Below are 25,534 nucleotides of genomic sequence, written 5' to 3'. Positions count from 1 at the left end.
TGAATATCGGAAGGCGTGTCATTGCACGATGAACTCGGTGAACAGAACATCGTCCACCCGCAGCGTCGGCTGGCCGCTCACCAGTTCCTTTTCGAACAGGGCGAGGATCTTTTCGATCAGCGCCGCTTTCCCTTCCGGCGTCATCATCTCCCCGGCCTTCTGGCCCGAGGTCAGCAGCAACAGCCGGCTGCGCACCTGGGGCATGAAGTCATTGAGGAAATCCTCGGTGGTGCTGTCGCCCACCTGCAGGGATATCCCCGCGTACAGAAGATGGCGGCCACAGAAATCGTCACGCAAATTCACCGTGAAAGGATCGACTTTGACGTAGATTGGCGAACGGGCGGTCTGCACCACCTTCGCCGCGAGTTTGCTGTCGCCGCTCTTATCCATCAGCAAATAGACGTTGGCTGCCGCCAGAGAGGTGGTCATCACCAGCAACGCGGCGATCAGCCACACCAGTTTCCGTGAACCCTTTTTTTCGGCCATGCTCATCCGCCTGATCAACTACTCCTCACGCCGTCGAGTATGCCGATGACGAAGCCATGACCATGGCTGGAATAGGACGCGCTAATGGGGTTATCTCGGGGTTTTAGGCTTGGGGAGAAGGGTAGCGGTGCATCATTCGCTGCCAAGGCAGGCTCCCATAGAGGCTACGTCGCTCCTCTTCCGTGGGAAGCTGGCTTGCCAGCGAATAACGGGCCGGAGCCCGGCATCTCAAGCGTACAAATCCACACCCTGACTCACCGACACAGTGCGAGCCGGAGAGCTGGCAGGCTCGGGAATTTCGGTGTCGGTCAGTAGGGCGTTGGATGAGGCGCCGGATTCCGATTGCGCGAAATGGGACGGTTGCTGCTGCCCTGCTTGCTGATCATTGACGCTGGCTTCACCCAGGCTGATACCTTGCTGCGCCAGTGCCTCGCGCAGTTGCGGCAGCGCCTGCTCCAGAGCCTGGCGGACCTGGCCGTGGGCGGAGAAGAACTGGGCCTGGGCGCCTTGGTCATCCACTTTGAGGGAGACCGAGAGCGGCCCCAGCTCCGCCGGATGCAGATGCAGTTCCACCCGATGTTCACCGCGCTGTTGCCATTGTGCCAATTGCAGACCCAGCTCCTGCCCCCAGCCCGGCTGACCCACGGTGGTGGTGAGGGCGGCGCTGGTCACGGTGGGCGACGGTGTTGTCGGTGCCGTTAAGGTGGTGGGCCGCTCATTGGCGGAAGCGCTGATCAAGGGCGCATCCGCGCTGGTGGATGACACCGGCGGCCGGGTCGGGTCCATGGATTCCGCCGTGGCCGTGGGGGGAGGCAACGGCGGAGCGGAGCTTTGGCTTTCCATCTTGAGCCCTTGGGCATCCGCCGTGACCGGGGAGGGCGGCGTGACCATGGCTGGCGCGCGGGCTTTCCGTGATTCGGAACCCGCGTCCGCGTTCTCGCCGGTGGGTGTCGCCGGGGCGGCGGTTTGAACCATCGGAGTCAACAGCGCCGTCACCGCTTCCGGTTCGTCTCCGGCCTCCTGGCCCGTGGTGTGATCCGGCAATACTCTCAACGGCTCTTTTACGTTACCGAGCAGGGGCGCGGTCAATGCCTGGCTGAGCGTGTTATCGGACAGCGGCGTCAGCGCCGTGGCGGCGGGGAGGTCAGCCTGAAGTCCGGCCGGCGCCGGTTGAGCGGCGTTCTGGCTCAGTAACCGCAAGGCCGTGGCGAAGTCCGTGCCTTCGGCGGGGGTAGCGTTCGTGGCGGGCTTCAGGCCACCGCCGGGCAGGGTCAACAGAGATTGAATGTCCATGGGGCTCCTCCGACTCTTCAGGTCGCTGTGCCGGGGCGCCGGCGTTGGTGCAGGTTGCCGGCGATGTCATCGGTTTGTCGCCGTTCCTGGCGGTGTTCCCGGTATTGCTGTTGCTGTTGGCGACGCGTCGCCAGGGTATCGAATGAGGACAGCCGCTGTTGCCGTTGACGCCAATGGTCCTGGCCGGCGTCGACGGCGCGCTGTTGCTCGTTCAATACCCGCCGTGCCTGTTCGATGGCCTGATCCAGGGAGGCCAGGAAGCGGCGATAGGTATTCAGCGTCAGTGTATCCATACCCCGGGCAAGAGCGTCCTGTAACCGGCCGGCGTACTCATTGCGGTAATTCTCCAGCGTGGACAATTGCGCCACGGTGTTTTGCTGACCGCGCCGGGCGTCGGCAAGGCTGTGTCCGGCCTGATCGCGGGCCTGGCGGGCCTGCTCGATCAAAGTGTCCAACGGCGACGAGGGTGTCATGGCGGATCTCCGATCAGGTGGGTCAAGGCGCCGTGGGCGTCCTGCAGCCCGGCGCATTCGTTGGTGTCCTGGCGCAGCAGCGCTTCCAGGCGCGGATACAGCTGCACTGCTTGATCCAGCTGCGGATCGTGGCCGGGGCTGTAGGCGCCGACGCCGATCAAATCGCGGTTGCGCTGATACAGGGAAAAAAGCTGTTTGAAGCGCTGGGCCCGGCGTAGCTGGGCGGCGGGCACCAGCTGCGTCATGGCCCGGCTGATCGAGGCCTCGATATCGATGGCCGGGTAGTGGCCGGCCTCGGCCAGGGAGCGCGACAGCACCACATGACCATCGAGAATGGCGCGGGCGGCGTCGGCGATCGGATCCTGCTGGTCGTCGCCTTCGGTGAGCACGGTGTAAAAAGCGGTGATCGAACCACTGCCGGGGGTACCGTTACCAGCCCGCTCCACCAGCCCCGGCAACTTGGCGAACACGGACGGCGGGTAGCCCTTGGTGGCGGGTGGTTCGCCGATGGCCAGGGCGATTTCGCGCTGCGCCATGGCGTAACGGGTCAGCGAATCCATGATTAACAGCACGTTGTGGCCGGCGTCGCGAAAACCCTCCGCCAACCGGGTGGCGTAGGCCGCGCCTTGCAGACGCTGCAAGGGCGACGTGTCCGCCGGGGCCGCCACCACCACCGCCCGGCGGCGGCCCTCGGGACCGAGAATATGCTCGATGAACTCCTTCACCTCGCGGCCCCGCTCGCCGATCAGGCCCACCACGATGACATCGGCGCTGGTGTAGCGGGCCATCATTCCCAGCAGTACCGATTTGCCCACGCCGGAACCGGCGAACAGGCCCATGCGTTGTCCCCGGCCGATGGTGAGCAGAGCGTTGATGGCGCGGATACCGACATCAATCGGGGTGTCGATGGGCGCCCGGTCCATGGGATTGAGAGGAACACTGTCGAGACCGCCATGGGGACAGTCGCCAAGCGACGCGCCGCCATCCAGAGGCATGCCGTTGCCGTCCACCACCCGCCCCAACAGGGTGTCGCCGAGCGGAAAACGGCGAGTGCCGCCTTCATCAGCGAGTGGTAACACCCGGGCTCCGGGAGACAGCCCGTGCAGCTCCGCCAAGGGCATCAGATACAATCGCTCGCCGGCGAATCCAACCACCTGAGCTTCGGCGAACCCGCGCCCGGCCAGCTCAATGCGGCAGCCGCTGCCGAGAGGAACACGCAGACCCACCGCTTCCAGCACCAAACCGGTGGCCCGCACGATGCGGCCGCTCTCCCGGTAGGGGGGCGTGCTGGCCAGGCGCTGGCCGACCCGTTGCAGGGCCTCGCGCCAATGGTCATGGTGAGTCGTGGCCGTCAAGTTTCAGTCTCGCGCGGTTGGCGCCGCAGTTTGGCCAGCAGCATGTCCCAGCGGCAGGCGCGACTGGCGTCCCGTTCGCCGGCATCACCGGTGACCCGGCAGCCGCCCCGTTGCAGGTCCGGGTCGACCCGGACCTGCCAGCCGGCGGCGGTCAGTTCCGTGGCGAGATGCTCTTCCACCAGGACCAGGTCATCCGGGTGCAGCCACAGGCGTGGGTCGGCGCCCAGTTGCGGTTCCTGGTGGAGCAGCTCTCGCACCAGAGCCAGCACCTGCTCAGGACGAGCGGTAAGCGCCTCGCCGGCCAGCTGCTTGCCCACCGCCAGGGCCAGATCGACCAGGTCGTCGGCGATCTGCCGATCGAGGGTCTGGATCGCGTTTTGAAACTGGGTGGCGAGTTCGGCCAGGGGAGCGAGACTGGCCGCCGCCTGCTCCCGTGCTTGTTGCTCGCCATCGTGGCGACCTTGTTCCAGACCCTGGGTATAGCCTTGTTCCTGACCGGCCTCGAAACCGGCCTGGCGGCCCTCCTGGTAGGCCTGGTCACGGACCTGCCGGCGCAGGGCGTTCAGTTCGGAGCGCGCATCAAAGCTTTGATCCGCGGGGCGTTGTGGGCTGGCCGCCTTGGTCTCCGGACGCTCGGCTCGCGGGCGTTCCAGATCACCCATTCGCCAGCGTCGCCAGGACGCGCTCGGGGAGGTGGAATCAGACATACAGATCGTCCCCGCCGGAAAGTACGATGTCGCCATTGTCGGCGAGGCGGCGCACTATCTGCAGAATGGCTTTCTGTTCGTTTTCCACCTGCGAAACCCGTATTGGGCCACTGGCTTCCATGTCCTCGCGCAACAGAGAGGCGGCACGCTGGGACATGTTGCGCAGGAATTTTTCGGTAAGTGCTTCCTCGGCGCCTTTGAGTGCCACCATCAGCGACTTGGTGTCGATCTCCTTGAGCAACAGCTGGATGCTGCGGTCGTCCAGTTCCAGCAGATTCTCGAACAGGAACATCTCGTCAATGATGCGCTGGGCCAGATCCTCGTTGTGGGCGCGCACGGTTTTGATCACCGCTTCTTCCTGGCTGGAGTTCATCAGGTTGAGAATCTCGGCGGCGGTGCGCACCCCGCCCATCTTGCTGCGTTTGAGGTTCTGACCATCGAGCATGCCGCCGAGTACCTCGGTGAGCTCCTGCAATGCCGCCGGCTGCACACCGCTGAACGTGGCGATGCGCAATACCACGTCGTTGCGTAATTTCTCGTCGAACTGTTCGAGCACGTCGGCGGCCTGGCGCCGTTCCAGATGAACCAGGATGGTGGCGATGATCTGCGGGTGTTCGTCACGAATCATTTCCGACACCACATTGGCGTCCATCAGATTGAGCGCGTCGATACCGGAATTGCCGGCGTGCTGTTCGAAAATATCCTCTAGCAGACTGGAGGCCCGTTCCTGCCCCAGCGCCTTGACCAGCACCGAACGGATGTGATCGGTGGAACGCAGGTTGAGGGCGGCGAATTGCTCCTGTTCGTCGTAAAAATCCTCCAGTACCTGATGCATTTCCTCATGGGAAATGTGCTTCAGGCCGGCCATTTCCTGACTGATGTCCTGCACCTCTCGGGCGGACAAGTGACGGAATACTTCCGCGGCGCTGTCTTCGTCCAGGGCCAGCAAAAGAATGGCGGCGCGCCGGGCGCCGCTGGCGGTGCGCGCGCTGCTGTCAGGTCGGCTCATTACGGTTCATCCAACTACGCAGGATCATGGCCACCATGGCCGGGTCGTCCCGGGCCAGGTCCTGCAGGTCCTTCAGATTGCTTTCGTACATCAGGGTCTTGCGCCGCTGGCGCCGGCGCCGGGCCACGGCTTCTTCCGGATCCAGGTCGTTGTCCTCGTCGTCGCCGACCACGGTGGAGACATTGCCCCCCGCCGTCGGCCGGGGAGGCTCGGCGGGAGAGGCGGTATAGCGCTGTATCAACGGGCGCAGGATCAACCGGTAGAGCAGCAGGGCGGCCAGCGCCACCAGCAGATAGCGGCCCAGACCCAACGCCAGATCCACCCACTGCGGTGATTGCCACCAGGGCCTTTCCTCGAACGGCTCGGACAAATCGGCGAACGGACTGTTGACCACCTCCAGGCCGTCGCCGCGCTCCGCCGAGAACCCCATGGCGTGCCGGGTCAGGTCGGTGATGCGGTCGAGTTCCTCGTCGCTCAGCGGGGCCAGTTGAACGGTGCCGTCCTCGCCGGTCTTTTCCCTGTAATTCAATACCACCGCCACGGACAGGCGTTGAATGCCGCCCTGATGATGTTGGGTGTGGGTGACGTTGCGATCCAGCTCGTAGTTGATCAGATCGTCCTGGCGGACGCGCTGGGGAGGGGTGTCTTCCTCATCATCATTGTCGCCACCGTCGTTGTTGATCGGCGAGGTGGCTTCCCCCGGAGGCGTGTTGCTGAGCGCGCCGGGGATACCGCTGGCACCGCCGTCCGGGTCTTCATAAACAGCATTGATGCGTTTGCTGCGAATCGCCGCCGGGTTGCCGTCCTGATTCGGGCCGTAGCGTTCCTCGGTTTGCTCGCGGCGGCTGAAGTCGATCTGCGCGGTGACCTGGGCCCGCACATTGCCACGGCCGAGAATCGGCTCCAGGATTTTTTCGATGCGCTGTTGATAGGCGCGCTCGACTTCCTCGGTATAGCGCAGGCGGGTGCCGTCCAGATCATGGCCGGGGCCGGTTTCCCGGGACAGCAGGCGGCCGCCTTGATCCACCACGGTGACGTCTTCCGGCGCCAGTTCCGGTACGCTGCTGGCCACCAAATGAACCATGGCGTTGACCTGGGCATCGCCGAGCGCGCGGCCGGGCTGCAGTGTCAGAACCACCGAGCCTTTGGCGGGCTGGCGGTCGCGGATGAAGACAGAGGGTTTGGCCAGCGCCAGGTGCACACGGGCCCGTTCCACCGGACCCAGCGCTTCGATGGAGCGGGCCAGCTCGCCTTCCAGGCCGCGCTGGAAGTTCACCTGCTCGGCGAACTGACTGACGCCGAACGCCTGCTTCTCCATGATGTCCAGGCCCACATTGCCGCCTTCCGGCAGCCCCTGTTCCGCCAGTTGCAAACGTAGCTTGTGCACCTGATCGCCGGGCACCAGCAGGGCCTGACCGCCCTCGCTGAAACGGTACCGCACACCCTGTTGTTCAAGGGCGGCGATGATGCGGCCGCCGTCCGCTTCGGTGAGATTGCTGAACAACACGCGGTAGGTGGGAGCGCTGGCCCACAGCAACAACGCGGCGACGATCGCCACCACCGCGGCGCCCGCCACCAGTAATGGGATAAGCGGATTGGCGCGCAGCCTGGCCAGCCAGGGAGCCAGCGGGCTGGACTGGCCGGTGGCGGTGGTGGCGTTGCCGGTGGACGCCCCGCTCATGATGGCCGGGTTCCCGCTTCAAGGCGGTGCGCGAGTCCGCGCCGGGGACGCTGTCGATGCAGAAGAACGCGATACATGATCACCCTTGCCTAACCTATGGTCGCTTGCGTGAACGGGCTCATGGAGCCGTGGGCTTTGCCATTATGCGTAGAGCGCCGCCACGCAAAGGCGAGAAAAGCCTGTCTTTTTGTCGTTAATTACCGGCATCGCGATTCGGACCGCCTTGCTAGTCTGGGCGCTATCAAAAAAACCGGAGACAGCGAAATGAGCACGCCGGAGATTCAATCCGTGCTGAGTCAGATGAGGCAACTGGCCGCGGATGCCGGGGGGGTGTCCGGTTCCGGCTCCACCGGCGGGCATGGTGATTTCGCCAACGAGTTGCGTGCGTCGCTGGAGCGGATCAATGGTTTGCAGCAGGCCGCCGGAGAGCAGGCCCGGGCTTTTCAGGCCGGGGATCCGAATGTGTCATTGCCGCAGGTAATGGTGGATTCGCAGAAGGCCAGTGTGGCGTTTGAAATGGGCGTGCAAATGCGTAACCGGCTGGTGTCCGCCTATAAAGAAATCATGAATATGCAAGTGTGAGGGAGCGCTTGACGCCAGACGCTTTGGAACACCGAGACGGAGAGCATGGCGGATGTAAATAAACGCATTCGGGGCTTGCCGAGGCGTTCGGGTCGGCTTTTCATCTTTTGGCGTCCGGCGTCCGGCGTCCGGCGTCCGGCGTCCGGCGTCCGGCGTCCGGCGTCCGGCGTCCGGCGTCCGGCTTATACTTCCAAGCGCAACAGTCGCCCTTTCATTTCTTCCATGCGCTGATAGGCATTGAGCGCTTCCTCCGGCGGTATCTGGCGGATCACCTGGCCGCTCTCCCGGTCCACCACCAGAATGATGGTCCGGCCGGAATCATCACTGAGATCAAACTGCACACCGTAGGGGCGCAACACGTCGTTGATCCGTTGCACCGGCTCCACCAGGCTGTCGCGGTCCGGCTCGGGCTGGCGGGTTTGCGAATCGGTCAGGGGTAACTGAGCCAGCACCCGTTCCACCCTCTGCCGGGCGGATTGAAAAGAAAACTGTGACGGCAACGACGAGGCCAGCGGGTCCACCGGAGCGCTCATGGCGATGATCCTTATTGGTTTTCACAGGTAACGTCTGGCAGGAGTATCGGCGTGCCATGGAAAAACTTTAGAGGTTGGGGCGAAGTGCTGGCATGCCTGCATTCCGATTCGGCAGCTTCCCTCCAACCAGACTACGAAGCCGCTGTGGGAAGCTGCCTTGGCAGCGAATGGGGCCACAGATATGAATTCACGCTGGATTTGCTGGCAAGCCAGCTTCCCACAGCAGCTTCGTGGCAATCTCCAAATTCATCTCGGCAAGGCCGCGGCGCCGCCTCCGCGTAAAGATTGTTCCAGCCAGGCGCGAAGCTGCAGCATGGCTGGCGTTTCTTCCCGCGATTTCAGTTTGGTCAGCCAGTAGCGGCCGGTATCCACGACCAGTTCGAAGGGTTGCTTCACCCGGCCTTGTTTCAGCACTTCCTGGAACATCGTCACCGGTAACAGGGCCACGCCTTCGCCGCCCGCGGCGGCTTCCAGCAACAGGGCAGAGGAATCAAACATGCCGCCCCGGGGTGTCGCCGGTACCGTGTCGGCGGCCCGGAACCAGCGCTCCCATTCATCGCGGCGGAACGAGCGCAGCAGTGGCACCGCGTGCAAGTCCGCCGGTTGCTTCAACTGATTCGCCAGCGCCGGGGCACAGACTGGCGACAGCGGCGCGTCCAGTAACGGAACAGCGTCGGTACCGTGCCAGGCGCCATCACCGAAGCGAATGAAGTAATCCAACCCTTCGGCGACGATATCCGCCACGTTGTTGTTGGTCTTCAAACGCAAATCGATGGCCGGGTGGCGATCACGGAAGTCGGACAGGCGTGGCAGCAGCCACCCCGAGGCGAAGGTACCGACCACGCCAAGGGTCACCACTTCCTGGAAACGGCCTTCTTGCACGCGGGTGACGGCGCCGCTGATACGGCGAAAAGCGTCGGTCAGGACCGGCAGTAGCGCCTGACCTTCATCAGTGAGCGCCAGCCCCCGGGGAAGCCGGGTAAAAAGGGTAACGCCAAGTTGGTCTTCCAGCGCCTTGACCTGGTGGCTGATGGCGGTCTGGGTGACGTTGAGTTCCTGTCCGGCGCGGGTGAAGTTGCACAGCCTGGCGGAAGCCTCGAAGGCGCGCAGGGCATTCAGGGGCAGTTGCGGAACATCCATTGGAGCGATTCTGGTCGAAGGCCAAGGTTTTCTCATATCTGAGTGGAGAATTGATCGTTTGTCAACGCGTTGGTGGCTTCCCATAGTAGCCGTCGCGACCGGACGGAAAGGGCCGAAGGCGCGGAAATGGCAGGGAGAACGGGATATGAGCGCGGGACTGTCACGCAGAGGTTTTCTGCTGGGCTCCATGTTGGCGTTGCCGGTCATGGGGCTGGCGGCGAAGGCCACCGATCACGGTAAGGTGAGTGACCTGCTGAGTCGCCGGTGCCAGGAGTGGGAGCACCGGCATGGTGGCCGTGTCGGGGTGGCGGTCTGGAATCTCGCCACCGGCTATCGAGCCGGCCACCGTGTGGATGAGCGTTTTCTTATGTGCAGTACCTTCAAGGCGTTGGCGGCGGCACTGGTGCTGGCGCGGGTGGATCGCGGCGAGGAGAGTCTGGACCGGCGGCTGTTGGTGTCCCGGGAGGATCTGGTGGGCTGGTCGCCGGTGACCGGGAAGCGAACCGGAGAAGGGGGCATGACCGTGGCGGAGCTGTGTGAAGCGGCGGTGGCCTGGAGCGACAACGGTGCCGCCAACCTGCTGATAAAGAGCTTTGGCGGCCCCGGGGCGCTGACGGATTTTCTGCGCGAAAGCGGTGATCCAGTGACACGGCTGGATCGGCTGGAGCCGGAACTGAATGGTTATGGTGGTCCTGATGGCGAATACGACACCACCTCGCCTGCGGCGATGTTGGAGACCCTGCATCGGTTGTTGTTCGGCGAAGTGCTTTCCGCCCACGGCCGCGCGCAACTGGCGGCGTGGATGATCGCCAACAAAACCGGGGACCGGCGGCTGCGTGCCGGCTTTCCGGACGGCTGGCTGGTGGCCGACAAAACCGGCACCAGCGGCGATGAACTGGGCTACGGTAATGACATTGGTGTGGCTTGGTCGCGGGACCGGGGGGCAATATTGGTGACGGTGTATTGCGAGATGCCAAAGGCGGAAGCCGGAGCCCGGGACCGGATCATCGCCGAGGTGGCGGAGATGGTGAGTAAAGGGTAGAAGGGGCGCTTGCCCTGCAAGCCAAGCTACTGGCGCGAGAGTCCATTCTGTATTCGCTGCCAAGGCAGCTTCCCACAGAGGGAACTACGAAGCCGCTGTGGGAAGCTGCCTTGGCAGCGAACCGGTGTAGGGCGGCGGTCACAAAAAAAGCCCCCAAAAAATGGGGGCCTGATGCGAAGGTGAGCGCAAAAGCAGCACCCGGCCAGGGGCCGGGCACCGATAAACATTAACCCAACAGGGACAGCACGGACTGCGGTACCTGGTTGGCCTGAGCCAGCACGGAAGTACCGGCTTGCTGCAGAATCTGCGCACGGGTCATGTTGGACACTTCCACCGCGTAGTCCGCGTCCTCGATGCGGGAACGGGCGGCGGAGAGGTTGGTTTCGGTGGTGCCCAGGTTGGTGATGGCGGACTCGAAACGGTTCTGCATGGCACCCAGCTCGGAACGCAGGGAATCCACGGTGCTCAGAGCGGTGTCCAGGGTATCCAGCGGATTGGCGGTGGCGGTCAGGCCAGCTTCCGCGTCGGCGTCGTATGCATCCTTGGCGGCTTGCAGACCCGCCGCATCGGTGAAATCGTGGGTTACCGCGCCGTTGGCTGCAACATCGGCGGCGGCAATTTTGTACATGTTGCCGTCTTCGTCCTTGATGGCGTACTCAGCGTATTTGCCTGTGGTGGAGTCGTAGGCGCCATAACCGTGCAAAGTAACATCACCGGCTGGACCGTTGGCAATGCCGCTCAGGTCGATCTGGTTGGTAGTGGTGTTGCCGGCGCCATCATCGGTGGTGATTTCGGTCAGGGAGCCGGACAGCGAGCCCACATTGAAGCCGCCGAGCTTGAGGGTGGTGGAGTTGATTTCTTTCAGGTTCAGGGTGATCTTCTCGCCATCATTGGCGCCAACTTGAATGGACAGATCCTGGTTGCTGGCCAGTACCTTAACGCCGTTGAAGTCGGTTTCTTTGGAAATGCGATCAATTTCTGACAGGCGCTGATTGATTTCGTCCTGGATGGAGGTCAGGTCAGAGCCGCTGTTGGTGCCGTTCTGTGCCTGAACCGTCAGTTCGCGGACACGCTGCAGGTTGTCGTTGATCTGGTTCAGGGCGCCTTCCGCGGTCTGGGCCACGGAGATGCCGTCGTTGGCGTTACGCTGGGCCTGGGACAGACCGGTGATCTGGGAGCTCATGCGGTTGGCGATGGCCTGACCGGCGGCATCGTCCTTGGCGCTGTTGATACGCAGGCCGGAAGACAGACGCTCCATTGAGGTTTGCAGCGCGCTCTGGGAACGGCCCAGGTTCTGCTGGCCGATCATGGCGGTAATGTTGGTGTTGATGACTGACATATCAGTGTCCTTTGCTGGTGACCAAATCGGTTTAGCTACACCGGCGGCTCCCATCGGGAGCGCCGCAACGGCGCGGGCCGTTATTCAGTCTTTCGGCGGTTCGGCGGGGAGCTTTAGGGGGGGGGGAGAAAAAAAGCCGGACGCCGGACGCTTGATGCCGGACGCTTTAGAACACCAGGTCGAAGAGCATTGCGGAAATAAATAAGCGTTTTAGTACTTGCCAGGGCGTTGGGTCTGGTTTTGCATTATCGGCGTCCGGAGATACCGTGCATTCCTCCTTCTAATCGACGCTTCACTTTTTGCCAAAGACGCTAAAGTCCGCTGCGGTGGGGCCGATAGCTGAGGTAAGCGGTGAGGATCCGGAAGGCCTCACGCCGGGGAGGAGCCTGTCCCCTTTTGCCCCTTCCGTTTCACTTTCCTGCCAGGAGAAGGAAGCACTATGGCCAGCATCGCATCTTTAGGCGTCGGGTCCGGCCTGGATCTGAATGGATTGTTGGATCAGCTCGAGGCCGCCGAGCGGCAGAAGCTGACCCCGATCACCAATCAGGCGGCCAGCTACCAGGCCAAGATCTCCGCCTTCGGTACCCTGGAGAGCGCGCTGGCAAAGTTCCAGGACGCCGCCGAGACCTTGGGTGAAGAAGACAGCTTCCGCAGCGTGGCCACCAGCCAGACTGGTGAATCGATCACCTTCACCACCGGTACGGATGTGGCGCTGGGCAGCTTCGATATCAATGTGACCCAGCGTGCCCGCGCTTACAGTATCGCCACCCAGGGGGTGGCCGATAAGGATGCGGATCTGGGGGCGGGATCGGTCTCCATCGATCTGGCCAACGGTGAATCCCTCGAGGTCACTTTGAGCGCGGACAAGAGCTCCCTCAAGGATCTGCGTGATGCCATCAATGACCAGAACAAGGGCGTGCAGGCCTCCATCGTCAACGACGGCAGCGGCACGCCCTACCGGCTGGTGATGACGTCGACGAAGACCGGAACGGAAGAGGCGATCAGTGGCGTCAGCTTCTCCGGCGGGCTGGGTTCCGCGCTGTCCCTGGATGGCGCCTCCGAGGTGACCGCCCGCAACGCCGAATTCACCATCAACGGCATCGCCATGCAGAGTCAGAGTAACAAGGTGGAAGACGCGATCCAGGGCGTTACCTTGAATCTGGTGGAAGAAGGCGAATCCAGCCTGGATATCACCCGGGACACGGATGCGATCAAAAAGGCGGTCAACGATTTCGTCTCCGCCTTCAATAACCTCAAGGAGAGTCTCGGCAGTCTGACCCGTTTCGACAGTGAAACCGGCGTAAGTGGCGAGCTGATAGGGAATTCCACGGTGCGCCGTATTGAGTCCGAATTGCGCGGGGTGCTGAGTGCCGGCGTGGACGAAGGCGAATACCGGGTGCTGGCGGACCTGGGGGTCTCCCTGCAACGGGATGGCACCCTGAAGGTGGATGACGACGATCTCGACGAAGCCATCAGCAATAATCTGGAAGGGGTGTCCCGTTTCTTTGTTGGCCGTGACGAGGGCGACGGCATGATCGGCAAGCTGGATTCCGCGCTGGAAGACATGCTGGAGGATGACGGCATGATTGATCGCGTCACCGAGGGCTTTCAGACCAGCATCGACAGTCTGTCGAAACGCTACGACCGCATGGAGCAGAGCATCGCCGCCACCGTGGAGCGTTATCGTACCCAGTTCCAGAAACTGGACAGTATGGTGGCGCAGATGAACGCCACCAGCAGCTATTTGACCCAGCAGTTCGACATGCTCAATGCGCAATTGAAGCAGTAAAAAACGAAAGCAGTAAACGGAACCCGGGAGGCTGACGAAATGGCGGTGTATGGTGAGACGAGAGCGGCTCACTGGTCCATGGCGGGCCGGCTTTCCAAGCCAGGTTGGGAGCGCGGATCATGAACAATACCGGTGGTCATTCCGCCTTTGCACGCGGAGCCGGCGCCTACGCCAGAGTGGGGGTGGAGAGTGGCGTGATGTCCGCCAGTCCCCACCAATTGATTACCTTGCTTTTTGATGGAGCGCAAAGCGCCATCCGCACCGCCCGCCTGCATTTGCAGGACGGCCGCGCCGCGGAAAAAGGAGCCACGATCTCCAAGGCGCTGGACATCGTCAACAATGGTCTGAAGGCCGCGCTTGACCTGGAGCGTGGTGGCGAGTTGGCCGAACGTCTGGCGGCGTTGTATGACTATGTGGCGCGGCTGCTGCTGGCCGCCAACCTGTATAATGACGACGAGCGTCTGCGGCAAGCGGCGGAGCTGCTGGAAAATATCGGGTCCGCCTGGCGCGACATTGATCCACGGCATTCCGCGGAGGGGGTATGAGTAGTCAAAACACGGACTCCGTGCCGACCCCCGAGGGGGTGTTGGTAAGCTATGAAACCCTGCTTGCCCAGTCCACCCGAATGCTGGCCTGTGTCCGGCAGAAGGATTGGGAGGCGCTGGTGGATGAACAGTCCCGTTATGTTCTCGAGGTGGATCGTCTGTCACGCATCGAGCGGGATCTGTCCTTCAACGTGGAAGAACAGGAGCGCAAGGCGGCGTTGCTGGAGCGGATTCTTGAACAGGATCTGGAAGTGCGCCGCTGCTTGATGGCACGTCGCGACGAGCTTGATCAACTGCTTGGCACCAGCCGCCGCCGCCAGGACCTGCATCGCACCTATCAGTCTCATTCCGCCCAGGTGGTGGACGGCCGAGCGCGCTTTCATCGCGACCCGTTGCATAAAGGGACGCCGTGAGCACCATCACGCCGTTGCTCGATACCCTGCTGCACCAGGTGCTCGGGCGACGGATGGATGGCCCGGCGCCAACGCCGCTCAATCAACCGGTCACCCCCTTGGTGCCCGGGCAGGCCATCGAGGCATTGGGGCGGGACGAGCGTCCGCCATTGGCGCCTCAATCTCCGTCGCCGAAATCACCCGGGATAGCGGAGGTCCACGCCCGGGATGCCGCCAAGGCCGGGGAGCGGGCACCGCCGCCCGCATCGGTATTGACCCCGGGCGCCACACCGGCATCCACCAGAACCCATTTCAGCGGTGCCGCCCGCGCCATCGCCGATCTTTTGATCCGCTACCCCGCGCCGCCTTCCGCGGTGCGGCCGGCGGGGCCGCTGTTGTCCGGGCCGCCGCTGTCTCCCGCTCCGTTGGCGGCGGCTCTACGGGGCAGCGTGGAGCACAGCGGCTTGTTCTACGAATCCCACCTGGGCCAATGGTTTCGCGGTGAACGTCCTCTGGCGGCCTTGCGGGCGGAGCCGCAAATGCGGCTGGCGCCGGGGCCGGCCGCCACGCCCGGGCTTGTCCCGGCGCCGGGACCCGCCACGATCAGGGGGGCGGAGGGCATGGTAATTACTGGTATCGGGGAAACGGATGGGGAGCCGCCAGTGGCCGCTGCCGCCGGGCAACGTCATGTCGCCACCGTGGAAGAGAGTGTGCAGCCGGTGGTACGTCACCAACTGGAGTTGCTGGCGACGCCGGTATTGCGCTGGGAAGGTGACCTTTGGTCGGGGTTGTTCGCCGCGTTGCTGATACAGGCTCCGCCACGGGAGTCCCGGTCCGACGCCGACGGTGAAAACCCCCGCCGTTCCGGCGAGGAGGAGGGAACCTGGCGGTCGCAATTGGAAGTGAGCACCGAAGCGCTCGGCGAGATCCGGGTACAACTGTGGTTGCGGGAAGACCGCTTGAATCTCCAATTGACGGCACCGAGGGAAGAAACCTTGGTGTGTCTGCGCGCAGGAGAGTCGATGCTCCGGGACCGCCTCGAGGCTCTGGGGCTGCGGGTCTTGATCAAGGTGGCGAAGCCTGATCCGGAGCAAAACGCCGATGAGTGAGGGGAGCGATACTTCGCGCCGCCGGGCGGTGGCTCTGGCCTATCGGGAAGGCGACGGTGCCCCGAGGGTCATGGCCAAGGGCTACGGCGACCTGGCCGAGCGGCTGGTGGAAGAGGCCCGCCGCCATGGCGTCTTCGTCCATGGCGCGCCGGAGCTGGTGGCTTTGCTGATGACCGTCGATCTGGACCAGCGTATTCCCGAAGCCCTGTACCAGGTGGTGGCGGAGTTGCTGGTCTGGGTCCATCAACTGGAGCAGGATCCGCCTGGGGAGCAGACCTGAGGAACCCCTGAACACCTTGTTATTCCGGGCTTACCCCCCTTGCTTCATCCCGGGTTTGACCCGGGTTCTCCCTCTACCGGTTGTATGACCTGGTAGAGGGAAATGCCGGATCGAGTCCGGCATGACGTTTCTCGGTGGCTCTCCAAACCCAGCCGGTTCGCCGCCGTTTCCCGCATTCTCCCGCCTCTATCCTGAAAGAAGTTGAAAGTTTGAAATAATTCAAAAGTGGTATGTGAAATGTATCACTATTTTGGTACTTTAGTGTGATGCTTGTCACGCTAAATGCTTAGTCGTGGACGAAGGTCCCGACTCAAAAGCCCACCGGAACAACAATATCACCGGTGCCGATGAGCAGGCTCCCGCCGCCCATCGAAACGATGCCGGCCGGCGGGCAAGACGGATGGAACGGGGGATCGGGAGTCCTCGGCCAAAGCAGGTCAGGGACTCTCTCGGTACGGGTACCGAAGGAGCAAGCGCAACAATGAACGTCGACAACATACTGAATGAAATTCAGGATCTGAATCTGACCTATCTGCTGCTGGCACAACGCCTGTTGCAGGAAGATTACGCCACCGCTTTGTTTCGTTTGAAAATCGACGAGTCCATGGCGGAGGTGCTGTTGTCCCTCTCCGCGCGTCAACTCAGCCGTCTGGCGCGTACCAACCAGTTTCTGTTCCGACTCGGGTTGGATGACGCCGGCCAGTTGCAGGCGTTGACCAATCACAAGCGTGAACAGGGGCTGGGGCAGACCCATGCCGCCTTGTTGATGACCGCCACCGGCGATGCCGTGGCCGCGCGGCAAGGGTGAGTCATGAGCGAAAAGAGTCTGGTTGGCGAGATGCGGCAGGTGCAGCTTGCTATTGAGCTGATTGAACTGGGCGCCCGGTTGCAAGTGCTGGAATCAGAGACCGAGCTCAGTCGTGGCCGGTTGATCCGTCTGTACAAGGAAGTACGGGGCATGTCGCCGCCGAAGGGCATGTTGCCGTTTTCCACGGACTGGTTCATTACCTGGTTGCCGAACATTCACTCGTCGTTGTTCTACGGCTTCTTTCGTCACCTCACCGTGCATCAGCGGTGCGGGCGTATGGAAGGGTTCGTCAAGGCCTACCGGCTTTACCTGGAGCAAATGGCGTTGGATGGCGCCGAGCCGGTGCTGGGGCTGACCCGCGCCTGGACCCTGGTACGTTTTTTTGAAAGCGAAATGTTCGAGCTATCCGCCTGTACCTGTTGCGGAGGGCATTTCGTCACCCATGCCCATACTCCGACGCAGAATTTCGTCTGTGGTATTTGTCAGCCACCGTCGCGGGCGGGCAAGACCCGGAAACGAGCCCGGAGCACGGGACCGCTGCTGGACGACGGTTCGGTGTCGGCCTCCTACGCCTAGCAGGCTACCCACAGCGGCTTCGTGGCACACTCTGTGGGAGCCAGCTTGCTGACGAATAGGGTCTCCGGCGTTGCTCCATTCGCTTGCAAGCAAGCTTCCCACAGTGCCTTCGTGGCACACTCCGTGGGAGACCAGCTTGCTGGCGAATGCCGGTCTCCGGCGTTGCTCCATTCGCTTGCAAGCAAGCTTCCCACAGTGGCTTCGTGGCACACTCCGTGGGAGACCAGCTTGCTGGCGAATGCCGGTCTCCGGCGTTGCTCCATTCGCTTGCAAGCAAGCTTCCCACAGTGCCTTCGTGGCACACTCCGTGGGAGACCAGCTTGCTGGCGAATGCCGGCCTCCGGCGTTGCTCCATTCGCTTGCAAGCAAGCTTCCCACGGAGGCTTAGTGGCTCAAACCGTGGGAGACCAGCTTGCTGGCGAATGCCGGCCTCCGGCGTTGCTCCATTCGCTTGCAAGCAAGCTTCCCACGAAGGCTTCGTGGCTCAAACCGTGGGAGACCAGCTTGCTGGCGAATGCCGGTCTCCGGTGTTGCTCCATTCGCTTGCAAGCAAGCTTCCCACAGTGCCTTCGTGGCACACTCCGTGGGAGACCAGCTTGCTGGCGAATGCCGGCCTCCGGCGTTGCTCCATTCGCTTGCAAGCAAGCTTCCCACGGAGGCTTAGTGGCACACTCCGTGGGAGACCAGCTTGCTGGCGAATGCCGGCCTCCGGTGTTGCTCCATTCGCTTGCAAGCAAGCTTCCCACGGAGGCTTGGTAGCTCAAACCGTGGGAGACCAGCTTGCTGGCGAATGCCGGCCTCCGGCGTTGCTCCATTCGCTTGCAAGCAAGCTTCCCACGAAGGCTTGGTAGCTCAAACCGTGGGAGACCAGCTTGCTGGCGAATGCCGGCCTCCGGCGTTGCTCCATTCGCTTGCAAGCAAGCTTCCCACGGAGGCTTAGTGGCTCAAACCGTGGGAGACCAGCTTGCTGGCGAATGCCGGCCTCCGGTGTTGCTCCATTCGCTTGCAAGCAAGCTTCCCACAGTGCCTTCGTGGCCCCAACCATGGGAAGTGGTCGGCTACGGCAGGTTCAACGAGAACCGTCATACCCACGCACATTCCCCTAAAGCCCCACCCGTTCCTGCCGATACAGAAGTGAGAGTGTTCGTAAACCGTGCTCCCCGGAGGCGGTGAACTGATTCAGCGGCGTAAGGAATCCGGTTGTGCTGATCCCCATTGGTTTCATCATCGTGGCGTTTTCCGTGTTCGGTGGCTTTTTTCTGGCCGGCGGTCATCTCGGTCCGCTCTATCAACCCAGTGAAATCATGATGATCTGTGGTGCCGCCGTGGGGTCCTTCATCGCCGCCAATAATGGCAAGGCGATCAAAGCCACGCTGCGTTCCTCGTCTCAGCTCAAGCGCACCACCCGCTACGGCAAGGAAACCTACATGTCGTTGATGTCGCTGCTGTACAAGCTGCTGTCGAAGATGCGCCGCGAAGGGGTACTGGGCATTGAGCGTGATATCGAGAATCCGCGGGACAGCGAGCTGTTCGCCGATTATCCGGAGCTGCGGGAAGACCCGATGATCATGGGCTTCATCACCGATTACCTGCGATTGATGATCAGCGGCAGCATGGACCCGCATGAGCTCGATGAACTGATGGCCCATGAAATCGAGGCGTTCGAGGACGAAGCGCATATCCCCGCCGATGCGTTATCCAAGGTCGGGGACGCCTTGCCCGCTTTTGGTATCGTCGCCGCCGTGCTCGGGGTGGTGAAGGCGCTGGGGGCCGCCGACGCGGGTGTGGATGCGATGGGATACATGATCGCCCAGGCGCTGGTGGGTACCTTTCTCGGCATTCTGCTGGCCTACGGTTTCGTCAACCCGCTGGCCAGTCGCATTGACCGGCAGGTGCATGAGGGGGTGAAGATGCTGCAATGCATTCGCGTCACCCTGCTCGCCAACCTGAACGGCTATGCTCCGCAGCTGGCGGTGGAGTTTGGGCGCAAGGCGCTGCACACCAGCGAGCGTCCCAGCTTCAGTGAATTGGAAGATCATGTGCGCGGCACCCCGCGTGATGACAAGGGCGTGGGTGTGGGTGAGGCATGAGTGAGGCCGTTCGCCGCATTGTCGTTCGTCGCCGCTCGCGTCGTGCCGAGGCGCATCACGGCGGCAGTTGGAAGATCGCGCTGGCCGATTTCATGACGGCGCTGATGGCATTGTTCCTGGTCTTGTGGATGATCTCCACCGCCACGCCGCAGCAATTGCAGGGACTGGCCGAGTATTTCCGCACGCCGCTGAACGTGGCGATGACCGGCGGTGACCGCAGTACCGCCAGTACCAGTGCGATTCCCGGCGGCGGCGATGACCCGGCCCATGCCAAAGGGGAACAGGCACGTATTGACCTGCGCGACCAGACCCGGCCGGCGGAGATGCAGCGTCAGTTCCTGGAGTTGCAGCGGCGCATCGAGAGCACCATCAGCGCCGACGACAGCTTGCGCGAACTGCGTCAACAGATGCGTTTCGACGTGACCCCGGAGGGGCTGAGGATTCAGCTTCTGGATACCGATCCTCGCCCCATGTTTCATCTGGGCAGTGATCAGGTGGCGCCCTATATGCGCGAGTTGTTGCGCACCCTCGCGCCGCTGCTGAATGACCTGCCAAACCCGCTCAGCATCACCGGCCATACCGACAGCCTGCCCTATGCCAACGGTGAGCGCGGCTACAGCAACTGGGAGTTGTCCGCCGACCGCGCCAACGCCTCGCGCCGTGAATTGATTGCCGGTGGTCTTGAGCCGGACAAGTTACTGCGCGTGGCGGGACTGGGTGATCGGGTGCCAATGATCGGCAGTCACCCCGGGGATCCGGTCAATCGTCGTATCACGATACTGGTGCTGAATGAACGGGCGGCGCGGCGTATTCGCGTGGAAAGCGAGCCGGCGGCATTGACCCCGCTACAGGAGTAACCATGGATATCAGCGATTTTTACAGCACCTTCTTTGAGGAAGCCGAGGAATTGTTGGGGGACATGGAAGCCCATTTGCTGGCACTGGATGTCGACAACCCGGACATGGAACAGCTTAACGCCATCTTCCGGGCGGCCCACTCCATCAAGGGAGGCGCCGGCACTTTCGGGTTCGAGGCGCTGCAACGCACCACCCATCTGCTGGAGAACCTGCTCGATTACACCCGTCGCGGCGAACTCACGCTGCGTCGTGACATCGTCGATACCTTTCTGGAAGCGAAAGACATGCTACACGACCAACTGGAGGCCTACCGCCAAGGCGTGGAGCCGGACGCGGAGGCGATGGCCCGTATCTGTGAGGTGCTACGGAAGCTGGCGCTGGAGGAAATTGGTGAGCCGGCGGGCGATGTGGCTCCCGCTACCACGGTGGCTCCGTCCTCGCCGCCACCGGCCAGTGGCGGGGCTGGACAACCCCTTAGCGTGGCTCTGCTTGGTGTGTCGGAAAGGGATCGGGAACTGCTCATCGAGGAGTTGGGTCAGCTTGGCGATGTGCTGGAAACGCGAGGTGAAGACGACCGCTACGAGGTGTTGATGCAGTCCACCGCCAGCGCCGATGACATCGAGGCGGTGATGTGTTTCATCGTCGAGCCTGAGCAATTGGACATCCGCAGTATCCCCCCGGAACGGCTGCCGGTGCCGGTGAAAACGCCGGAGCCGCCTCCCAAAGCTGAAACCAAACGCGCCGCGCGGCCGGCCGTCGACAGCCGGGACAGTGGCGCCAACTCCTCGATCCGGGTGCCGGTGGCCAAGGTCGACCATATCATCAACCTGGTGGGTGAGTTGATCATTACCCAATCCATGCTCAATCAGGTGGTGGAGGATTCCGACGTCACCGGCGATGGTGGCTTCGCCTCCGGCCTCAGCCTGTTGCAGCGTACCGCCCGGGATCTTCAGGAAGCGGTGATGTCCGTGCGCATGGTGCCAATGGACTATGTATTCAGCCGTTTCCCACGGCTGGTGCGTGATCTGGCCGGCAAGTTGGGCAAGGATGTGGAATTGATCACCGAGGGCAAATCCACCGAACTGGATAAGAGCCTCACCGAACGCATCATCGATCCGCTTACGCATCTGGTTCGCAACAGCCTGGATCACGGCCTGGAAACGCCGGAGCTTCGCGCCGCCGCCGGTAAGCCGGGCACCGGCCGCCTCACGCTGTCCGCTCAGCACCAGGGTGGCAACATACTGATCGAGGTGAGTGATGACGGTGCCGGTCTGGATCGCGAGCGGATTCTCGCCAAGGCCCGCGGTAACGGGCTGCCGGTGTCCGACAACATGAGTGACGAGGAAGTCTGGCAGTTGATCTTCGCGCCGGGCTTTTCCACCGCCGAAGCGGTCAGCGACGTTTCCGGCCGTGGTGTCGGCATGGATGTGGTCAAACGCAACATTCAGGCCATGGGCGGTCATGTGGAAGTGCTCTCCGAAGCCGGTGTGGGTACTCGTACCCGCATTGTCTTGCCGTTGACCCTGGCCATTCTCGACGGCATGTCGGTACGGGTGGGGGAGGAGACTTTTATCTTGCCGGTCAGCGCGGTGATCGAATCGTTACAGCCGCGCGCCGATGATCTCTACACCATGGCCGGCGGCGATGTGCTGTTGAAAGTGCGTGAGGACTATTTGCCCCTGGTGGCGTTGCACCATGCCATGGAGGTGTCCGGCGCCGTCACCGATCCGACCGCGGCGATTGTGGTCATCGTGCAGGGAGAGGGGCGCCGTTATGCGCTGCTGGTGGATGAATTGGTGGGCCAGCAGCAAGTGGTGGTCAAAAATCTGGAAACCAACTACCGCAAGGTCCCCGGCGTGTCCGCCGCCACCATTCTCGGTGACGGCAGCGTCGCGCTGATTCTGGATATTCCCGACCTGCATCGTCTCAGCCAAAGCAAGAAAGCGAGTGACGCGGTCGCTCGAAACTCCACTGTCCTTTCCTCCAAGGAGGTTTCCGCATCATGAGCAACCTGGTTTCCGTCAATCCCGTCAAGAAAGCCGCCGAGATCAGCAGCCGTGAATTCCTGGTGTTCTCCCTGGGTGACGAGGAGTACGCCATCGACATTCTCAAGGTCCAGGAGATCCGGGGCTACGAGAACGTTACCCGCATCGCCAACGCGCCGGATTTCATAAAAGGCGTGGCCAACCTGCGCGGCGTGATCGTGCCAATCGTCGACCTGCGCCTGAAATTCCGTCTCGCCAGCGCCGACTATAACCAGCAGACCGTGGTGATCGTCATCAATATCGGTACCCGTGTAGTGGGCATCGTGGTGGATCAGGTCTCGGACGTGATGACCCTGACCGCCGAACAGATCAAACCGCCGCCGGAATTCGGTATCAGTCTGCCTTTGGACTACATCCATGGACTCGGCAATCTGGAAGAACGCATGCTGGTTCTGGTGGACATAGAGAGACTGCTCACCAGCGAGGAATTGGCCATCGTTGAGCGCGTTGGTGAATAAGATGCCCACGAGCCGAGTGAGATAACCATCGTGAAAGTACTGGATAACATGACGGTCAAAGTAAGCTGGGGTCTGGTTCTGGCGGCGTTTTCGCTGTTGATCCTGATTCTGAGCGCGCAGAGTGTGTACATCCTCGATCAAAGCCATGACGCGATGATCCGGTTGGCGGCGCAATCCGGTGACGCCGGCAGCCAGGCGTTGGCGGCTTTCGAATCCTACGCCGCCACCATGCGGTGGGGTATCGGCGCGGTGATCGCGGTATCGGTGGTGCTGGTGGTGATCGTGCTGTGGGGTGTGACCGTGAATGTTATCCGGCCTCTGCGCAAGGTGGTGGGGCACTTCGAGCGGATGGCCAAAGGCGACTTGTCGGAGCCGATCAAGGCGCGCGGCAATAATGAAATCGGTCAGCTCTACGCGGCCCTGTCGGACATGCAGCAAAGCCTGTCCCGCACCGTGGCCACCGTGCGTGACAGCAGCCAGGGGATTTATCAGGGCGCCGGTGAAATCGCTCAAGGCAACACTGATTTGTCCTCGCGCACGGAACATCAGGCGGCGTCGCTGGAACAGACCGCCGCCAGTATGGAGCAGCTCACCTCGACGGTGGAGCAGAACGCCGACAATGCCCGCCAGGCCAGCCAGCTGGCGGCCAGCGCGTCACAAGCCGCGCAACGGGGCGGTGAGGTAGTGGGCGAGGTGGTCGGCACCATGGCGGAAATCAGCGGCAGTGCCCGTCAGGTGACCGAGATCATCGAGGTGATCGACTCCATCGCCTTTCAGACCAATATCCTGGCGCTGAACGCGTCGGTGGAAGCGGCCCGGGCCGGTGAGCAGGGCCGGGGGTTCGCGGTGGTGGCGGGAGAAGTCCGTGCTCTGGCCGGGCGTAGTGGCGAAGCGTCGAAAAAGATCCGTGCGTTGATCGAGACGTCGGTGGAGCGCATCGAAGCCGGGACCCGACTGGTGGATCAGGCGGGCAGTACCATGACCGAAATCGTCGAAGCGGTGCGCCGGGTCACCGACATCATGGATGAGATTGCTTCCGCCTCCCAGGAGCAGAGCAAGGGTATTGGCCAGGTCAATCAGGCCATCACGCAAATGGATCAGGTGACGCAGCGCAACGCCGCTCTGGTGGAAGAGGCGGCCGCGGCGGCCAGCGAACTGGAAGGCGAAGCCGCGCGGCTGCGGCAGGCGGTGGCGCTGTTCACGCTGGCGCGAGTGATCAACGACGCGGAGGGAAAAAGCTCCGACAAGAATATCGTCGCTGGCGCCGTGACGGAGGTAGTGCATGCGTGATAATCAGCCCGTCACGCAACGGGAATATACCCTGCGCGATGATCACTTTCTTATCTCCCGTACGGACTTGCGCGGCAAAATCTCCTATGCCAATCCCGCCTTCATTGAGGTCAGTGGATTCAGCCGGGAGGAGTTGCTGGGCGCCCCCCATAACCTGGTTCGCCACCCGGATATGCCGCCGCTGGCGTTTGAAAACCTCTGGCGGACGCTCAAGGCGGGCGGTACCTGGGTTGGTGTGATCAAGAACCGCCGCAAGAACGGTGACCACTATTGGGTCAAGGCGCATGTCACGCCGATCATGGAAGACGGCGAGATCAAGGGGTATGTGTCGGTGCGCCTGAAACCGGACGCCGATAGTGTGATCCGGGCGGAACACGCTTACGCCGCCATGAATACGGACAAAGGGCATCGCTTCTCCCTGGAGCGGGGAGAGATACTGAGGCGGGGGCCGGATAGCTGGCGGCGGCGCCTGCGGCGGCGTGGTGGCGCCGTGCGTTTGGGAGGATTGGCGCTATTGGCGGTGGTGTTGTTGGCGATCAGTAGCGTGGTGGGGCTCTACGGCGTGAGCCATTTGCCGTCGGATGATCCGGTGCGCGGCCGATTGATGTTGGCGCATGGCTTGCTGTTGGTCGCTGGCGTGCCGGTGTTGGCATTGCTCGGGGTGATGACCGCCGGCGCCTTGCTGAAGCCGTTGCGTGAGGCGGTGATGTTCACGTTCCAGATCGCCGCCGGCAATCTGGCGGCACAGCCGCCGAAGCGTACTTTGGGGGAAGCGGGGCGGTTGAACATGGCGCTGGCGGTCACGCAGCGCTGCCTTGGCAGTATCGTCAGCCATGTCAACGAGGGTATCGCGGTGGTGACGCCGGCGGCTCGCGGTATTGCCGAAGCCAACCGCGATCTGTCTTCCCAGACCGAACAGCAGGCCGAGTCGCTGCAGCAGACCGCGTCCAGCATGGAACAAATCACCAGCGCGGTGCGGCAAAACGCCGACAACGCGCGGCAGGCCAGTGAGCTGGCCTCGCAGGCGGCCGGTCAGGTGGCGCACAGCGGCGAGGTGATGGGCGAAGTGGTCAATACCATGGAGCGTATTACCGCCAGTTCCAACAAGATGACGGTGATCATCGACAGCATCGACGCCATCGCCTTTCAGACCAATATTCTGGCGCTCAATGCTTCAGTGGAAGCGGCCCGGGCCGGTGAGCAGGGGCGCGGCTTCGCGGTAGTGGCCAGCGAGGTCCGCAACCTGGCGGGGCGGTCCGCCGCCGCGGCGAAAGAGATTCGTGATCTGATCGCCAACTCAGGCCGGGAAATCCAGAGCGGGGCCGATTTGGTTCACCGGGCGGAGAGCACCATCCGGGAGGTGGTGGCGTCGGTGACCCGCGTCAACGACATCATGGGGGAGATCACCTGCGCGTCCGAGGAGCAGAGCTCTGGTATCGCTCAGATCAACCAGGCGGTGACACGGATGGACGAGACCATGCAACACAACGCCCGCCGTATTCAGGGGTCCGCCGACGCCGCCGGCGCGTTGCGCGGTGAGGTCGATACACTCGGCCATTCGGTGGCGGTATTTCATTTGCGCGGCGTCGATCGGCAACAGGCGGGCCACCCGGTCCGGACCGATCCGCCGCTGCTGATGGAAGCGGGGAGCTGAT

Annotated in this window: 25 protein-coding genes; 15 read left to right on the top strand and 10 right to left on the bottom strand. The window is 62.6% G+C overall.

Annotated features, from left to right (window positions below; genetic code table 11):
* Positions 1-18 precede the first annotated feature (18 nt).
* From fliL to fliF, 7 genes are all read right to left on the bottom strand, one after another.
* Complete coding sequence (gene fliL / locus E0L37_RS08980; RefSeq protein ID WP_166643027.1) at positions 19-486, bottom strand: flagellar basal body-associated protein FliL; 468 nt, start codon at positions 484-486, stop codon at positions 19-21.
* Positions 487-714: 228 nt separating this feature from the next.
* Entirely contained in the window at positions 715-1,779 is a 1,065-nt protein-coding gene (locus E0L37_RS08975; protein WP_133491410.1) for a flagellar hook-length control protein FliK, read from the bottom strand.
* Positions 1,780-1,796: 17 nt separating this feature from the next.
* Complete coding sequence (gene fliJ, locus E0L37_RS08970; RefSeq protein WP_133491409.1) at positions 1,797-2,252, bottom strand: flagellar export protein FliJ; 456 nt, start codon at positions 2,250-2,252, stop codon at positions 1,797-1,799.
* On the bottom strand, positions 2,249-3,607 hold the full coding sequence (gene fliI / locus E0L37_RS08965) for a flagellar protein export ATPase FliI (protein ID WP_133491408.1): 1,359 nt from the start codon (positions 3,605-3,607) through the stop codon (positions 2,249-2,251). The genes fliJ and fliI overlap by 4 nt, the downstream gene beginning before the upstream one ends.
* Entirely contained in the window at positions 3,604-4,314 is a 711-nt protein-coding gene (gene fliH / locus E0L37_RS08960) for a flagellar assembly protein FliH (RefSeq protein WP_236564145.1), read from the bottom strand. The genes fliI and fliH overlap by 4 nt, the downstream gene beginning before the upstream one ends.
* Positions 4,307-5,323 carry a flagellar motor switch protein FliG gene (fliG, locus tag E0L37_RS08955; RefSeq protein WP_133491407.1) on the bottom strand — a complete coding sequence of 339 codons (1,017 nt, stop codon included), beginning with the start codon at positions 5,321-5,323 and terminating at the stop codon, positions 4,307-4,309. The genes fliH and fliG overlap by 8 nt, the downstream gene beginning before the upstream one ends.
* Positions 5,310-7,004 carry a flagellar basal-body MS-ring/collar protein FliF gene (gene fliF / locus E0L37_RS08950; protein ID WP_133491406.1) on the bottom strand — a complete coding sequence of 565 codons (1,695 nt, stop codon included), beginning with the start codon at positions 7,002-7,004 and terminating at the stop codon, positions 5,310-5,312. Before fliF ends, fliG begins: the two co-directional genes overlap by 14 nt.
* 264 nt (positions 7,005-7,268) lie before the next feature.
* On the opposite strand from fliF, the gene fliE reads away from it, so the two are divergent.
* Complete coding sequence (fliE, locus tag E0L37_RS08945; protein WP_133491405.1) at positions 7,269-7,586, top strand: flagellar hook-basal body complex protein FliE; 318 nt, start codon at positions 7,269-7,271, stop codon at positions 7,584-7,586.
* A gap of 182 nt (positions 7,587-7,768) precedes the next feature.
* Here the strand turns inward: fliE and E0L37_RS08940 are convergent, their stop codons facing one another.
* Both E0L37_RS08940 and E0L37_RS08935 read right to left on the bottom strand, forming a co-directional pair.
* A complete protein-coding gene (locus tag E0L37_RS08940) occupies positions 7,769-8,119 on the bottom strand; it encodes a flagellar protein FlaG (protein ID WP_133491404.1) in 351 nt (116 codons plus the stop codon).
* Positions 8,120-8,365: 246 nt separating this feature from the next.
* Positions 8,366-9,259, bottom strand: coding sequence for a LysR family transcriptional regulator (locus tag E0L37_RS08935; RefSeq protein WP_133491403.1), 894 nt, complete (start codon positions 9,257-9,259; stop codon positions 8,366-8,368).
* A gap of 205 nt (positions 9,260-9,464) precedes the next feature.
* Between E0L37_RS08935 and bla the strand changes: the two genes are divergently transcribed.
* Positions 9,465-10,301: a class A beta-lactamase gene (gene bla / locus E0L37_RS08930; RefSeq protein ID WP_370450524.1), complete on the top strand. Its 837-nt coding sequence runs from the start codon at positions 9,465-9,467 to the stop codon at positions 10,299-10,301.
* 226 nt (positions 10,302-10,527) lie between these two features.
* On the opposite strand, the gene E0L37_RS08925 is transcribed toward bla, so the two are convergent.
* Positions 10,528-11,640, bottom strand: a complete 1,113-nt coding sequence (locus tag E0L37_RS08925; RefSeq protein ID WP_133491401.1) for a FliC/FljB family flagellin — start codon at positions 11,638-11,640, stop codon at positions 10,528-10,530.
* 439 nt (positions 11,641-12,079) lie between these two features.
* Here E0L37_RS08925 and fliD point away from each other — a divergent pair, with 439 nt between their 5' ends.
* The 13 genes from fliD to E0L37_RS08860 all read left to right on the top strand — a co-directional run bounded on the left by fliD (position 12,080) and on the right by E0L37_RS08860 (position 25,533).
* Positions 12,080-13,429 carry a flagellar filament capping protein FliD gene (fliD, locus tag E0L37_RS08920; RefSeq protein WP_133491400.1) on the top strand — a complete coding sequence of 450 codons (1,350 nt, stop codon included), beginning with the start codon at positions 12,080-12,082 and terminating at the stop codon, positions 13,427-13,429.
* A 119-nt stretch (positions 13,430-13,548) separates the two neighbouring features.
* A complete protein-coding gene (gene fliS / locus E0L37_RS08915; RefSeq protein ID WP_133491399.1) occupies positions 13,549-13,974 on the top strand; it encodes a flagellar export chaperone FliS in 426 nt (141 codons plus the stop codon).
* Positions 13,971-14,387 carry a flagellar protein FliT gene (locus tag E0L37_RS08910; protein WP_133491398.1) on the top strand — a complete coding sequence of 139 codons (417 nt, stop codon included), beginning with the start codon at positions 13,971-13,973 and terminating at the stop codon, positions 14,385-14,387. The genes fliS and E0L37_RS08910 overlap by 4 nt, the downstream gene beginning before the upstream one ends.
* The gene (locus tag E0L37_RS08905; protein WP_133491397.1) at positions 14,384-15,475 is read left to right on the top strand and encodes a flagellar hook-length control protein FliK; all 1,092 of its coding nucleotides are present in this window, start codon (positions 14,384-14,386) and stop codon (positions 15,473-15,475) included. The genes E0L37_RS08910 and E0L37_RS08905 overlap by 4 nt, the downstream gene beginning before the upstream one ends.
* Complete coding sequence (locus E0L37_RS08900; protein WP_133491396.1) at positions 15,468-15,755, top strand: EscU/YscU/HrcU family type III secretion system export apparatus switch protein; 288 nt, start codon at positions 15,468-15,470, stop codon at positions 15,753-15,755. Before E0L37_RS08905 ends, E0L37_RS08900 begins: the two co-directional genes overlap by 8 nt.
* 481 nt (positions 15,756-16,236) lie before the next feature.
* Positions 16,237-16,563 (top strand): flagellar transcriptional regulator FlhD, encoded by a 327-nt coding sequence (gene flhD, locus E0L37_RS08895; protein WP_133491395.1) that lies wholly within the window; start codon positions 16,237-16,239, stop codon positions 16,561-16,563.
* A 3-nt stretch (positions 16,564-16,566) separates the two neighbouring features.
* Positions 16,567-17,139 carry a flagellar transcriptional regulator FlhC gene (gene flhC, locus E0L37_RS08890; protein ID WP_133491394.1) on the top strand — a complete coding sequence of 191 codons (573 nt, stop codon included), beginning with the start codon at positions 16,567-16,569 and terminating at the stop codon, positions 17,137-17,139.
* 1,202 nt (positions 17,140-18,341) lie between these two features.
* A complete protein-coding gene (gene motA, locus E0L37_RS08885; protein WP_133491393.1) occupies positions 18,342-19,229 on the top strand; it encodes a flagellar motor stator protein MotA in 888 nt (295 codons plus the stop codon).
* Positions 19,226-20,086 (top strand): flagellar motor protein MotB, encoded by an 861-nt coding sequence (gene motB, locus E0L37_RS08880; protein ID WP_133491392.1) that lies wholly within the window; start codon positions 19,226-19,228, stop codon positions 20,084-20,086. The genes motA and motB overlap by 4 nt, the downstream gene beginning before the upstream one ends.
* 2 nt (positions 20,087-20,088) lie before the next feature.
* On the top strand, positions 20,089-22,092 hold the full coding sequence (gene cheA / locus E0L37_RS08875) for a chemotaxis protein CheA (RefSeq protein WP_133491391.1): 2,004 nt from the start codon (positions 20,089-20,091) through the stop codon (positions 22,090-22,092).
* Positions 22,089-22,589 (top strand): chemotaxis protein CheW, encoded by a 501-nt coding sequence (locus E0L37_RS08870; protein ID WP_133491390.1) that lies wholly within the window; start codon positions 22,089-22,091, stop codon positions 22,587-22,589. The genes cheA and E0L37_RS08870 overlap by 4 nt, the downstream gene beginning before the upstream one ends.
* Before the next feature lie 30 nt (positions 22,590-22,619).
* Positions 22,620-23,879 (top strand): methyl-accepting chemotaxis protein, encoded by a 1,260-nt coding sequence (locus E0L37_RS08865; RefSeq protein ID WP_305015734.1) that lies wholly within the window; start codon positions 22,620-22,622, stop codon positions 23,877-23,879.
* The gene (locus E0L37_RS08860) at positions 23,872-25,533 is read left to right on the top strand and encodes a PAS domain-containing methyl-accepting chemotaxis protein (RefSeq protein WP_133491389.1); all 1,662 of its coding nucleotides are present in this window, start codon (positions 23,872-23,874) and stop codon (positions 25,531-25,533) included. The genes E0L37_RS08865 and E0L37_RS08860 overlap by 8 nt, the downstream gene beginning before the upstream one ends.
* Position 25,534: the final 1 nt, after the last annotated feature.

It is taken from the genome of Alcanivorax sp. 24 (assembly GCF_004360225.1).
GTDB classification, from domain to species: Bacteria; Pseudomonadota; Gammaproteobacteria; order Pseudomonadales; family Alcanivoracaceae; genus Alloalcanivorax; species Alloalcanivorax xiamenensis.
Note: the sequence above shows the minus strand (reverse complement) of the source record. Positions and strands in the feature narration are given on the sequence as shown.